Annotated in this window: 9 protein-coding genes; all 9 read left to right on the top strand. The window is 75.1% G+C overall.

What is annotated here, in order from left to right; translation table 11 throughout:
- Nucleotides 1-22 precede the first annotated feature (22 nt).
- Complete coding sequence (locus GA0070616_RS13205) at nucleotides 23-1,864, top strand: GTPase family protein (RefSeq protein ID WP_091081547.1); 1,842 nt, start codon at nucleotides 23-25, stop codon at nucleotides 1,862-1,864.
- Nucleotides 1,861-3,546: a GTPase gene (locus tag GA0070616_RS13200; protein WP_091081545.1), complete on the top strand. Its 1,686-nt coding sequence runs from the start codon at nucleotides 1,861-1,863 to the stop codon at nucleotides 3,544-3,546. Before GA0070616_RS13205 ends, GA0070616_RS13200 begins: the two co-directional genes overlap by 4 nt.
- A 195-nt stretch (nucleotides 3,547-3,741) precedes the next feature.
- Nucleotides 3,742-4,965 (top strand): hypothetical protein, encoded by a 1,224-nt coding sequence (locus GA0070616_RS13195; RefSeq protein WP_091081542.1) that lies wholly within the window; start codon nucleotides 3,742-3,744, stop codon nucleotides 4,963-4,965.
- Between the two features lie 132 nt (nucleotides 4,966-5,097).
- A complete protein-coding gene (locus GA0070616_RS28780) occupies nucleotides 5,098-5,751 on the top strand; it encodes a hypothetical protein (protein WP_091081539.1) in 654 nt (217 codons plus the stop codon).
- A 625-nt stretch (nucleotides 5,752-6,376) separates the two neighbouring features.
- Nucleotides 6,377-7,552: a pyruvate dehydrogenase (acetyl-transferring) E1 component subunit alpha gene (gene pdhA, locus GA0070616_RS13180; protein ID WP_091081534.1), complete on the top strand. Its 1,176-nt coding sequence runs from the start codon at nucleotides 6,377-6,379 to the stop codon at nucleotides 7,550-7,552.
- Nucleotides 7,552-8,541, top strand: a complete 990-nt coding sequence (locus tag GA0070616_RS13175; RefSeq protein ID WP_091081532.1) for an alpha-ketoacid dehydrogenase subunit beta — start codon at nucleotides 7,552-7,554, stop codon at nucleotides 8,539-8,541. Before pdhA ends, GA0070616_RS13175 begins: the two co-directional genes overlap by 1 nt.
- Before the next feature lie 5 nt (nucleotides 8,542-8,546).
- Nucleotides 8,547-10,058 carry a dihydrolipoamide acetyltransferase family protein gene (locus tag GA0070616_RS13170; RefSeq protein ID WP_091090657.1) on the top strand — a complete coding sequence of 504 codons (1,512 nt, stop codon included), beginning with the start codon at nucleotides 8,547-8,549 and terminating at the stop codon, nucleotides 10,056-10,058.
- Nucleotides 10,059-10,279: 221 nt separating this feature from the next.
- Nucleotides 10,280-10,417 (top strand): hypothetical protein, encoded by a 138-nt coding sequence (locus tag GA0070616_RS28125; protein WP_175440069.1) that lies wholly within the window; start codon nucleotides 10,280-10,282, stop codon nucleotides 10,415-10,417.
- Nucleotides 10,418-10,766: 349 nt separating this feature from the next.
- Complete coding sequence (locus tag GA0070616_RS13165; protein ID WP_091081530.1) at nucleotides 10,767-13,475, top strand: hypothetical protein; 2,709 nt, start codon at nucleotides 10,767-10,769, stop codon at nucleotides 13,473-13,475.
- Nucleotides 13,476-13,487: the final 12 nt, after the last annotated feature.

The raw sequence follows: 13,487 nt of genomic DNA, 5'->3' as shown, positions 1-13,487 counted from the left end.
GTCGGTCGGGCACGCTTTAGCGGTGACGACGAACGGCGATCCCGCCCTCCCCACCGGCACGCCCGCCGTCGCCGCCCGCACCGGCCCCACAGACACCGGGCCGGACCCGTCCGCCACCACCGGGCACGACGGGCTCTCCGCCGCACTGGCCGGCCTGCGGGCCGCGATCGGGGCGGCCCGGTTCCCGCTGGCCCTGCCCTCGGCGGAACCTGCCGGGCGGATCGCCGCCGGCCTCGCCGACCAGCTCGACGACTACCTCCTGCCCCGGCTCGCGCGTCTCGACGCGCCCCTGTTGGTGGTCGTCGGCGGATCCACCGGCGCGGGCAAGTCGACCCTGGTCAACAGCCTCGTCCAGGCCCGGGTCAGCGCCGCCGGGGTGCTCCGGCCCACCACCCGCTCCCCGGTGCTCGTGTGCAACCCCGCCGACTCCGGCTGGTTCCGGCGCGGCGACCTGCTGCCCGGCCTCACCCGCACCAACCAGCCCAGCGAGGAGCCCGGCACGCTGCACCTCGTCACCGCTCCCGCCCTGCCGCCCGGCCTGGCGTTTCTCGACGCGCCCGACATCGACTCCGTCGTCGACGCCAACCGGGCCCTGGCCGGGCAGCTCCTCGCCGCCGCCGACCTGTGGCTCTTCGTCACCACCGCCGCCCGGTACGCCGACGCGGTGCCGTGGGAGCTGCTGCGCAGCGCCCGCGCCCGGGGGGCGGTGATCGCGATGGTGCTCGACCGGGTGCCACCCGAGGCCACCGAGGAGATCGCCGCCCACCTGTCCGAGATGCTCGCCGAGCAGGGTCTCGGCGCGGCCCCGCTGTTCGTCCTGCCCGAGACCTGGGTCGACGGGCAGGGGCTGCTGCCCGACCGGATCATCGCGCCGCTCGCGGACTGGTTCGCCCGGCTCGCCGCCGACGCCGACGCCCGGGCCGCCGTGGTCCGGCAGACCCTCGACGGCGCCCTGGCCGCGCTGCACCCCGCCGTCGAAGGGCTGGCGGAGGCCGCCGACGAGCAGGTTGACGCCGCCGACGCGCTCGACGAACGGGTCCGGGCCGCGTACCGGGGCGCGCACCGCACCGTCGACCAGGGGCTGCGCGACGGCCGGCTGCTCCGGGGCGAGGTGCTCGCCCGCTGGCAGGAGTTCGTCGGCACCGGTGAGTTCTTCCGCACCCTGGAGGCGCGGGTCGCCCGGCTGCGTGACCGCGTGGTCGCCGCCGTGACCGGGCGTCCCGCCCCCGCCGTCGAGCTGCGGGACGCGATCGAGTCCCAACTCGTCACCCTGCTGCGCGGCGTTTCCGCCGAGGCGGCGGAGAACGCGTACACGGCGTGGAAGGCACACCCGGCCGGGGCGGCTCTGCTCGACCCCGACCTCGCACACCACGCCGCCGACCTGCCCGAGCGGGCCGAACGGCTGGTCCGGGACTGGCAGCGCGGCGTGCTCGACCTGGTGCGCGCCGAGAGCCCCGAGAAACGGTTCGTGGCCCGCACGGCCGCGTACGCGGTCAACGCCACCGGGCTGGCCGTGATGATCGCGGTCTTCGCCTCGACCGCGTTCATCCCCACCGGGCTGGAGGTGGCCACCGGGGCCGGCACCACCGTCGCCGCGCAGGCCGTCCTCCAGGCCATCTTCGGCGACCAGGCCGTGCGTACCCTCGCCGAGAAGGCCCGGGCCGACCTGCTGGACCGGGTGCGGACGCTGCTGGACGCGGAGGCCGCCCGCTACCTGACCCGCACCGAACAGGCGCGGCCGACCGCCGAGACCGCCGCCGAGCTGCGCGGGGCCGCCGCGTGGGTGGCGGAGGCCCGCCGGCACAGCGGCCTGGCCACGACCCCCGACCCGGCGCTGACCACCGTCGAGGGGCAGGCCCGGTGACCGGCATCGTGGGGCGCGTCCGCGAGGTCTTCCGGGGCGACCGACGGGTCGACCCGGACGTGCTCGTCTACCGCCTGGAGGCCGTCCGCCGGCTGCTGGAGGTCGTCGACGGGCTGCTGCCCGACACCGAACTGGTCGCCGCGCACACCCTGGTGGAGCGGGCCGGCACCCGCCTGGCCCTGTCCCGCGACCACACCGTCGTCGCGCTGGCCGGTGCCACCGGCAGCGGAAAGTCCAGCCTGTTCAACACCCTCGCCCGGATGGACCTCTCCCCGGTCGGCGTGCGCCGTCCCACCACCGGCGTCACTCACGCCTGCGTCTGGGGGCCGCTCGACGGCGGAAGCCGGCTGCTCGACTGGATCGGCGTGCTGCCAAGGCACCGCTTCGTGCGGGAGAGCGTGCTCGACGGCGACAGCGAGTCCGGCCTGCACGGGCTGATCCTGCTCGACCTGCCCGACTTCGACTCCGTGCAGCGCACCCACCGGCTGGAGGTCGACCGGCTGCTCGGCCTGGTCGACCTCGTGGTCTGGGTGGTCGACCCGCAGAAGTACGCCGACAAGGTGGTGCACACCGGCTACCTGCGGGAGTTCCACCGGCACCGCGACGTCACCCTCGTCGTGCTCAACCAGGCCGACCGGCTGCCCGAGGCGGAACTGCCCCGGGTGCTCGCCGACCTGCGCCGCCTGCTCGACGCCGACGGCCTGCCCGGGGTGCCACTGCTGACCACCACCGCCGTCGACCCGAACGGGGTCGTCGGGCTGCGCAACGCGCTGGAGCGGACGGTCTTCGAACGGCAGGCCGCCCTGCGCCGCCTCGACGGCGACGTCGACGCCGTCGTCGCCGGGCTGGGCGGGCTGATCGGCCAGCCCGGCCCTGTCGTCGGTGCCGACGACCCGGCGGTGGTGTCGCTGGAACGCGCACTGGCCGGGGCCGCCGGCGTGTCAGCGGTCGCGGATGCGGTCGAGCAGGCGTACCGGCACCGGGGTGCCGCCGCCACGGGCTGGCCTCTGGTGCGGGGCTGGCGGCGGCTGCGGCCCGATCCGCTGCGCCGCCTGCACCTGCCCGGTCCGGCCGGCGAGGTGGACCAGCCGGCGGAGAGCCTGGTCGCCGCCACCTCGGTCCCGGACCCGACGGCCGCGCAGCGCTCCGCGTTGGGGTTGGCGGTGCGGGTACTCGCCGACCGGGCGTCGGCCGGGCTGCCGGCGGCCTGGCCGACTGCCGTCACCGGCGCGGCCCGGTCCCGACTCGGCGACCTGCCCGACGCGCTGGACCGCGCGGTCGCCGGCACCGACCTCGGCATGGACCGGCGGCCGATCTGGTGGCGGCTGGTCGGTGGCCTCCAGTGGCTGGTCACCCTCGCCGCGCTCGCCGGCCTGGGCTGGCTGGCCGTCGAGTACGCGCTCCGTGCGCTCGGCCTGCCCGCCCTGGACAATCCGACCGTCGGTGAGGTACCGCTGCCGTCCCTGCTGCTGCTGGGCGGGCTGCTCGCCGGCCTGCTGGTGGCCGCACTGACCCGGCCCGTGGTGCGCTGGGCCGCCCGCCGGGCCCGCCGCCGGGCCGAACAGCGGCTCACCGAGGCGGTCGCGGCGGTCGGTGAGGAGTACGTGCTCGCGCCGGTGCACGCCGTGCTCGCCTCCTACGCCGACGCCCGGGAACTGCTCCAGGCCGCCGCCCGCCGCTGACCGCCGCACGCAGCGACTGCCTCAGGCTGTCGCCACGCCGCTGGCCGCCGTCCGCAGCACCCGCGCCACGCCACCGCCAGCCATCTCCACGCCAGCTCCACGACGCTCCCACGCCGCCGCCGACCGTCCCGCCGGGCCGAGAACGACCGGCCTCGACCGACCCGCTCCTCCCATCCGGCGGCGTAGGGTCGAGACATGGCCACGCCTCAGACCCCCTACGACGCGGTGTTGCACGCCGCTCGCGACGTGCCCAAGCTCGACACCGCCCTCGACGCGGAGATGCTCGGCGCGGCCCTGCTGGGCAGCGTGTACGCGGTCGCCGAGACCGACCGGGAAACCGCCGTGCGGGAGTTCGTGGCGGGCTTCCTGGCCGCCACCACCCGGCGCCGGGCCGCCGCCGCCACCACCGTCCGGGCGGTCTTCGCCGCGCTGGTACCGCAGGCGGCGGGCGCCGACCGGGTACGCCCCGGCGCCGCCGCACCGGCCTGGTCGGGCCACCTCGGCCGGGTGCACCTCACCGGCTGCTGGTCGTACGGCGACGTGTACGGCGACCAGACTTCCTACCTGGCGACCTTCGCGTACGACGACGCGGCCGGTGGCCCGGAGCACGCCATGGTGACCCTGCTCGACCACAACATCGGCATCGCCAAGGATGTCTTCGTGGGCGGGCCGCCCGCGCGAATCCTGGAGCAGGTCCGGCAGATGTGTGCCGGCGACGAGCTGACCTGGTTCCGCGAGGAGGATCCGGCCCGGATGCGCGGCGAGGTGACCCGACACCTGGCGATCACCGACAACCTGGGAGAGCTGCCCGCCGAGGGGTCGCTCGCCACCGACCGGGCGCTGATGGGTGCCCGCCTCGCCGTGCTGCCCGGCGGTGCCACGGCCGCCACGGCACCTGACAGCGAGCCGCTGTCCGCCGCTGAACGCACCGATCTGGTACGGCGATTCCTGGCCGCTCCGGAGGCGGCCCGGTTCGGCCTCGACAGCGTGGACGGCGCGGAGCTGGCCTCCCTGCACTTCTGCATCAGCCTGCTGCTCGACCACGCGGCCACCTTCCCGGACGCCGACCCGCTGCGCTGGAGTCCGACCGTCACCGGGTTCTTCCTGCTCGACTGGGTGCACCGGCGGGCCGTCCTCGACATGGACGACGCGGCCATGCTGCCCCGGGTGCTGCGAGCCTGGGCCGCGTACGCCGCTCGCAGACGGGGCCTGCCCGAACGGGCCGCCGCGCAGACGGACTCCTCGATCGAGGAGATGGTGCCCGAGTTCGCGCGGCTCTACAGCACCGGTGAGCGGCGCAGCCCGGCCACGGCGGCCGTCGCCCAGTTAATGGCCGACGGGGTGGACCCGGACGACCCGGCCGCCCTGGACGCCTGGATCGAAGCCAACCGGCACCGCCTCACCGACGATTCCGCCTGACACCGACCCCGAGCACCGGGGCGCGGTCAGGCCGCGCGGAGCCGGGCCGGTGGCGGAGCCGGGGCCAGGCTCGGGTGGCGCGGTCAGGCTGCGCGGAGCCGGGCCGGGGGCGAGGCCGGGCTGGGGGAAGCAGTGCCGGTTCGGGTCGACGTCGGCCGGGGTGGGTCCGCCGGGTCGGTGGGCGTACCGGTGGCGTGCGGTGGGTCCGAGGGCTCCGGTGTCGGAGAGGTTGCCGAGGGTTCCGGCGTCGGAGAGGTTGCCGAGGGCTCCGGGGCCGCCGAACCGGTCGGCGTTGGTTCGGCGGTTCCCGTGGTGCTCGGTTCGGTGCTCGGGCCGGTCGGCGGGGCACTGGGGGATTCCGAGGGCGGGGCGCTGGGCGACGGCACCGGTGACCGGCTGGGCGAGGGCACCGGCGAGGGGCTCGGCGACGGAACGGGATGGCTCCCGCTGGGCCGGGGAGCGGGTCGTGGGGTGGGGGGCCGCACGGGCAGCCGGGGTTCCCACAGGTCCGCGGGCGCTCCGGCGGGTGGCGGCACCACGGGCGTACGCGGACCGGGGTCGACCGGGCCGGGCACCGGCCCGGTCATGGGTGAGGTGGCCCCTGGGGTTCCCGGCTGGCCGGTCACCGGTGGTGGGATCACCACGGGGCCGACCGAGGGCGTCGGGATGAACCGGGTGCCGCTGTCGGGCAGGGCGGTGCGGCCGACCGTGGCGGAGCCGGTGCTCATGGCGGCGACGATGGGCATCGAGGCGGTGCCGGCGAGCAGCGCGACGGTGAGCAGGTAGCCCCGGGAGGGGCCGGCGCCGCCGGGAGCGCGGTGCGCGCCGACGACCCGGCGGTAGCCGCCACCCGCCCGGTGCCGACCGAGGGCCGGGACACCGGGACCTTCACCTGCCTCGGACACCGTGCGCTCCTCGTCGTCGACCGGCGGGTCGGTGGGGTCGACCCGGCGGGCCACCGGCACCTGCCCGGCCCGCGCTCAACAGCGTGGTTCAGTGACTCTGTGTCGGCCAACCCCGCACCGCGTGTCGACACGCAGATCTGCCCGAACGGTGATGAACCAGCACCGTTCGGGCGCGCGTCGCTGAACCCGACAGCCCGGCGATTCGGGTAACGAAGTGGGCGCCCACCCGGATGCGGGGCGGGCGGACTGTGGGCCGGCTCACGTGTGATGCGAATATGGAGTACGACGGCAGCGAAGCCGCGACCTCCGCGCACCCACGCGGCAGGCGCGACAGCGCACCGGCTCCCGAACCGGGTTCAGCCAGGAATCCGGCTCACGCCGCGCGGCAACCCCACCCGGGCTAGGCGCGGCCGCCAGGAACCGGTCCGGCAGCAGCCGGACGGGTGCACGAGTCGCGCGGCCGGGTGACCCCCCGGTGCCGACGCAGACACGACAGGGAGAGACGGATGGCAAAGGGCGACCCCGGGGTGTCCCCCCGCGGCCGACGGGCCGCACCCCGTTCGAGGAAGGCGAAGACCGGCGACCCCTCGCTGGTGCAGCTGCTGACCCCGGAGGGTGAGCGGATCGACAGCGCGACCGGGCCGGACGGCACCGAGTACCGCGTCGACTTGACCGACGACGAGTACCGCGGCCTGTACCGCGATCTCGTGCTGGTCCGGAAGCTGGACGCGGAGGCCACCGCCCTGCAACGCCAGGGTGAGCTGGGCCTCTGGGCCAGCCTGCTCGGACAGGAGGCCGCCCAGGTCGGTTCCGGGCGCGCCCTGCGTACCCAGGACATGGCATTCCCGACCTACCGGGAGCACGGCGTCCTCTACTGCCGGGGCATCGACCCGATCATGCCGCTGGGCCTGTTCCGGGGCGTCGACCAGGGCGGCTGGGACCCGAACGAGTTCAGGTTCAACATGTACACGATCGTGATCGGGGCGCAGACCCTGCACGCGACCGGGTACGCCATGGGCATCGCGATGGACGGCAAGACCGGCGGCGACGACGGCGAGGCGGTCATCGCCTACTTCGGGGACGGCGCGACCAGCCAGGGCGACGTCAACGAGGCGTTCGTCTGGGCCAGCGTCTTCAATGCCCCGCTGGTGTTCTTCTGCCAGAACAACCAGTACGCCATCTCGGAGCCCCTGGAGCGGCAGACCCGGGTCCCGCTCTACCAGCGGGCCGCCGGCTTCGGCTTCCCCGGCATCCGGGTGGACGGCAACGACGTGCTGGCCACGTACGCGGTGACGCGGCACGCGTTGGACAACGCCCGGCACGGGCAGGGCCCGAGCCTGATCGAGGCGTACACGTACCGGATGGGGGCGCACACCACCTCCGACGACCCGACCCGTTACCGGATCGCCAGCGAGGTCGAGGCCTGGCAGGCCAAGGACCCGATCGCCCGGATGAAGGCGTTCCTGACCAAGCAGCAGATCGCCGACGACGGCTTCTTCGCCGAGGTCGACGAGCAGGCCCGCACCGAGTCGGTGCACCTGCGGGAGCGGGTGTTGGCCATGCCGAACCCGGAGCCGGTGACGATGTTCGACCACGTCTACCCCCACGGGTCCCCGGAACTCGACGAGCAGCGGATGCAGTTCACGAACTACCTGGAGTCGTTCGAGGGGAGCGCGCACTGATGGCCACGGAGACGCTCACCCTCGGCAAGGCTCTCAACGTCGGCCTGCGCAGGGCCCTGGAGAACGACCCGAAGGTCGTCATCATGGGCGAGGACGTCGGCAAGCTCGGCGGCGTCTTCCGGATCACCGACGGGCTCCAGAAGGACTTCGGCGACCAGCGGGTGATCGACACCCCGCTGGCCGAGTCCGGCATCATCGGCACCGCGGTCGGCCTGGCCATCCGCGGCTACCGGCCGATCTGCGAGATCCAGTTCGACGGCTTCGTCTACCCGGCGTACGACCAGATCGTGTCGCAGGTGGCGAAGATGCACTACCGCTCGCAGGGCAAGGTGCGGATCCCGATGGTCATCCGGATCCCGTTCGGCGGTGGCATCGGCGCGGTGGAGCACCACTCCGAGTCGCCGGAGGCGTACTTCGCCCACACTGCCGGCCTGAAGGTGGTGTCCTGCTCCACCCCCCAGGACGCGTACGTGATGATCCAGCAGGCGATCGCCTCGGACGACCCGATCGTCTTCCTGGAGCCGAAGCGGCGCTACTGGGAGAAGGGTCCGGTCGACCTGGACGCCCCGCTGTCACAGGCGTACCCGCTGCACTCGGCGCGGGTGGCGCGGCCCGGCACGGACGTCACGCTGCTGGCGTACGGCCCGATGGTCCGCACCTGCCTGGACGCGGCGACGGCCGCCGCCGAGGACGGTCGGGAGCTGGAGGTCATCGACCTGCGCACGCTGTCCCCGCTGGATCTGGGCGTGGCCTACGAGTCGGTGCGGCGCACCGGTCGGGCGGTCGTGGTGCACGAGGCCCAGGGCAACCTGGGCATGGGCGCGGAGATCGCGGCGCGGATCACGGAGGAGTGCTTCTACTCCCTGGAGTCCCCGGTGCTGCGGGTGACCGGCTTCGACACCCCCTACCCGGCCGCCCGGGTGGAGGAGGAGTACCTGCCCGACCTCGACCGGGTGCTCGACGCCGTCGACCGCACCTTCGGCTGGTGATCGGCATGTCGCGGATCAAGGAGTTCAACCTGCCCGACCGGGGCGAGGGCCTGACCGAGGGCGAGATCCTCGCCTGGCTGGTCAAGGTGGGCGACACCATCGAGCTGAACCAGCCGATCGTCGAGGTGGAGACGGCCAAGGCGGCCGTGGAGATCCCGGCGAAGTGGGCCGGCCAGGTGCAGGCGATCTTCCACCCGGAGGGCACCACGGTGGAGGTCGGCACGCCGATCATCGCGATCGACACCGACCCGGGCGCGGGCCCGGTCGAACAGTCGACCACGGGTGCGCCGGCCACCGAACTGCCCGCCCCGTCGGCGACTTCGTTGGCCGCCGTGCAGGTTGCGCCCGCCGAGGGCGCGGTCGAGCCGGGCCTGATCGGCGGTCCCGCGCCGGGTGGCCGCACGGCCGTGCTGGTCGGCTACGGCCCGCGTACGACGACCGCCAAGCGCCGCCCGCGCAAGGGTGCGGTCCCGGTGCAGACCGACACCGCCACGGCGGCTGCGGCACCGGCCGCGCCCGCCGCGCCGGTGTCGAAGGCCGCCCCGGTGTCGCCGGCTCCCGCGGCGAACGGCAACGGGCGGGCCGGCGCGTTGGTGCTGGCCAAGCCGCCGGTGCGGAAGCTGGCGAAGGATCTCGGCGTCGACCTGGGCACCGTGGTGGGGTCGGGGCCGCTCGGGTCGATCACGCGGGAGGACGTGCAGCAGGCCGCGAGCGGGGCGGCGTCGGCCGCCGAGCCGGCCACGGCCACCCCCACGGCCACGGCCACCCCCACGGCCACGGCCACGGCCACGGCCACGGCCGCCGCGAGTTTCGGCGCGGACCGCGAGCAGCGCATCCCGGTCAAGGGGGTACGCAAGCTCACCGCCGAGAACATGTCCCGCTCGGCGTTCACGGCCCCGCACGTGACGGAGTTCCTGACCGTCGACATGACCCGGGCGATGAAGGCCCTGGACCGGCTGCGCGGGCGGCGGGAGTGGCGGGACGTCCGGGTCTCGCCGTTGCTGCTGGTCGCCAAGGCGGTCCTGCTCGCGGTCCGGCGTCACCCGATGGTCAACTCGACCTGGGCGGGCGACGAGATCGTGGTGAAGGAGTACGTCAACCTGGGCATCGCGGCGGCCACCGACCGTGGCCTGATCGTGCCGAACATCAAGGACGCGGGCCGGCTCTCGTTGCGTGAGCTGGCGGACGCGATGACCGGGCTGGTGCAGACCGCGAAGGCCGGGAAGACGTCCCCGGCCGACATGTCCGGCGGCACGTTGACGATCACCAACGTGGGGGTGTTCGGAGTGGACACGGGCACGCCGATCCTGCCGCCGGGCGAGTCGGCGATCCTGGCCTTCGGCGCGGTCAGGGAGCTGCCCTGGGTGCACAAGGGCAAGGTGAAGCCACGGCAGGTGACCACGCTGGGCCTCTCCTTCGACCACCGCATCATCGACGGCGAGCTGGGCTCGAAGTTCCTGCGCGACGTCGGCGACTTCCTCGCCGACCCGGAGGCGGCGCTGCTCGCCTGGACCTGACGGTCCACCAGCACGGCCGACGGCCGGTGTGCCCGGGGTTAACGCCCGGCACACCGGCCGTTGCCATGAGGCTAAGAAACCTTCAGCCTTAACGACCGTTGACCTACGATCTTTAGGCTGGTGTCCCAGCTCACCTAATAATCATTGGAACTTTGCCTCGTCCTGCGCTTGAATGGAGTCAACGACGGGCTGACAACCGAATAGCCAGGAGGAGAGCCACCATGAGCATGATCGAGCGATTCCGCAACCGCCGCGACGCCAGCCGCCGCGCCCGCGCCATCGAGGCCGCGCTGCGCTCCGCCAACTCGCCCGCGGTCCGCGACGAGATCCTCGCCATCGCGCAGCGTCACATGCACTGACGCTCCACCACGTTTCCCACCCTCCTCCAGTCCGACGACCCGCCCGGGCACCCGGGCGGGTCGTCGGCGTTCCGACGCCAGCGGCACCGGGATTCCACCCCGACGCACCGCCCGGTACGGTGAGGCTCGGTCGTCAACCGCCACGCCGGAACACGTCGAGCCGACAGAAGCCGCTCGAAACCATCCGGCGACGGAAAGTGACGGCCACGCTCCCCGGAAGCCCCCCGGGGCGGCCACCGGATACGGTGCGGGGAGCCGGCACGACCGGTACGGGACCGGCGACGCCGGCAACCCCGTCGAGCAGACCGATCGGCACCGGCGGCCGACATGTGATGGAGGAGGCGCACGCATGACGTCCGAGGGCTCGCACCACCCCGGCCAGCAGCCGGACGAGGTGCCGCCGGGCGGCGGCGGACAGGCGCCGTACGGCGACCGACCGGCGCAGCAGGACAACGGGTACGGCGCCGCCGCTCCCGACCTCGGCTGGGCACCACCGCCGCCGACGCGACCCGACTCCCCGGCGCCCACCTGGGCCGGCGGCCAGCCGGCCGCCCCGTGGGGTGGCAACCAGTCCAACCCGCAGCCACCCTCCACATCGCCCCAGGGTTGGGAGCCGCAGGGCGGTGCGCAGCAGCCCTGGCCGGCGCAGCCCGAGCAGGGCCAACAGCCCGCCTGGGCGCAGGGCCAGAACGCCGCCCCACAGCCCGCCTGGGCGCAGGGTGACAACGCCGCCGCCGGTCAGCCCGCCTGGGAACCGCAGGGCGAACAGAACCAGCCCACCTGGGCGCAGGGTGCGCAGAACCAGCCCGCGTGGGCCCAGGGCGAGAACGCCGCCCCCGCGCAGCCCGCCGCCCGGGGTGCCGCACAGGTGCCGACCGCCGCCGCACGCCCGGCCGAGAACTGGGACACCGGCGCCGCCCCGCAGCAGGCGTGGGGTGCCTCGGCGTCCGACTCGCGCCAGCCCGAGGACCGCCCGCAGCAGCCCGACTGGGCGCAGGGCCAGAACGCCGCCCCACAGCCCGACTGGGCGCAGGCCGGCCAGGGCCAACAGGCCGCAGCCGACCAGCCCGCCTGGGCACAGTCCGGCCAGGGCCAGCAGGCCGAGCGACCGGCCTGGGCACGGACGGAGCAGGAGCAGCCCGCCGACCGACCCGGCTGGGGGCAGACCGGCCAGGAGCAACCCAACGACCGACCCGCGTGGGTACAGGCCGAGCAGGGCCCGCCCGCCGCGCGGGCCAGCGCACAGGTGCCACAGGCGAGCCCGTCGGCACCGAACTGGGGCCCGCAGGACGAGCCCGCGCGGCCGGGCGGTTGGTCGCCCGACCCGCAGAACCAGCCCGCCTGGGCGGCCGAGCAGCAGCCCGACCGGGCCCGCACGGAGACCTGGCCGGCGGGTTCCGCGCCGGGCGAGCAGCCCGACTGGGCGCGGCGTGACGACGCCCCCGGCGAGCGGCCCGCCCAGCCCGACTGGGCCCGGCAGGACGAACAGCCGGGCTGGTCGGGTGCCGCCGCAGCGCAGCAGCCGGCCTGGATGACCGGCGACGACCGGCCGGACGCCGGCAGGCAGCCCCGCGACGAGCAGGGCTCCGAGCAGGGCTCCACCGCGCCGGCCCGGGCCAGTGTGTCCGTGCCCGGCCCCGGCGGACCGCTCCCCTCCTGGGGCCCCACCGAGGCCGCCGGGCAGCAGCCGGGTGTCGACCGGATGGTGCCCGACGTGCAGCCCTGGAGCGCCGACGAGGCGTGGGGGCGGGCCGACTCGGGCGACGCCCGTTCCGGCCGGGCCGAGGATTCCCCCGCCTACCAGCCGGCACCCGGGCCGGGCATCTCGCCCGCCAACGCGGTGCCGCTGCCCCCTCAGGAGCAGCGGGTGCCCGGTGCCAGCCTGGCCGCAGCCCCGCCAGCCGACTACGCCCCGCCGGCCCCGTTCGGCGATCCGGGCGGCCCGCCCGCGTACGACCGGGAGCAGCAGTCCGGCGGCTGGGGCCAGGCCGACTCCCGGCACGAGGAACCCCAGTCGCCGGCCGGTCCCGTGGTGCCCGCCCCGCGTACCTCCCCCGAGGCCGGCGGTGGTCGGGCCTCGGTGCCCGGCGAGGCCGGCGATTCGGCACCCGCCGGTGGCCGGGCCGCCGCGAGCGCCTCGGTGCCGCTGGCCAGCCGAGTGATGCCCCCCACCGACCAGGGCCCACGCCCGGCTGGCACGCCCACCCCGCAACCGCGGGTGTACGGCCGACCCGCCCGGCCCGACGTCGAGACGGACCAGCCGGAGCGGGACGGCCAGCGGGCCGAACACCAGCCGCCCCGGTTCGACCAGCCACCCCGGTTCGACCAGCCGCCGGGCGGCAACTTCGACGACCGCGACCACCGACCGGGCGGGGCGGACGCATTCGCCGCCGCGCCGGCCGCCCCGCCGGCCTTCCCGCCGGGGGTGCCGTCCTTCGTCGACGCGCCGCAGAGCAACCGGCCGGTCAACGGCGTCCGCCCGCACGACGACGACCGCCAGTCGGACCAGTTCGGTGGGCCGGCCGACCCGTTCGCCGGGCCCGGCGCAGGAGGTCCGGGCAGCGGTGCCGGCGCGGCCTACCCCCCAGCGCCGGAGGCCCGCCCCGGTGCGGACTACACCGCCGCCTTCCCGCCCGCGCAGTCCGCGCCGGACTCCTGGTCACCGTCAGGATCGGGCGAACCCGAGCAGGGCCGCTTCGACCAGTTCAAGCCGGTGTCCGAGCCGGCGAAGGAGGCCCCGCCGCCGAAGGTCCGCAACGGGCGGGTGCTCGCCGCGGTGCTGGTCGCCGCCGTGCTCATCCTGGCCGTGCCGTTGGGCCTGCTGACCCTGCTCGGCATGGTGGGCGACTCGGACAATCAGTTCGACCCGGCCGTGGGCTCCTGCGTGAAGCAGTCGGGCGAGAGCGCGGTGGCGGCCGACTGCGGCGAGACGGGCGCCTACACCGTCGTCTCGAAGGTCTCCACGAAGGACAACTGCGCTGACCCGGCCCTGCCGCACGTGGAGTTGCCGGGCGACGGCGCGAACCGGGTGCTCTGCCTCAAGCCGGCGGACAGCTGACGCGACGTGTCG

The sequence above is a fragment of the Micromonospora nigra genome (genome assembly GCF_900091585.1).
GTDB lineage: Bacteria > Actinomycetota > Actinomycetes > Mycobacteriales > Micromonosporaceae > Micromonospora > Micromonospora nigra.
The sequence above is the reverse complement of the archived record's forward strand: the minus strand, read 5'-3'. Positions and strand labels throughout refer to the sequence as shown.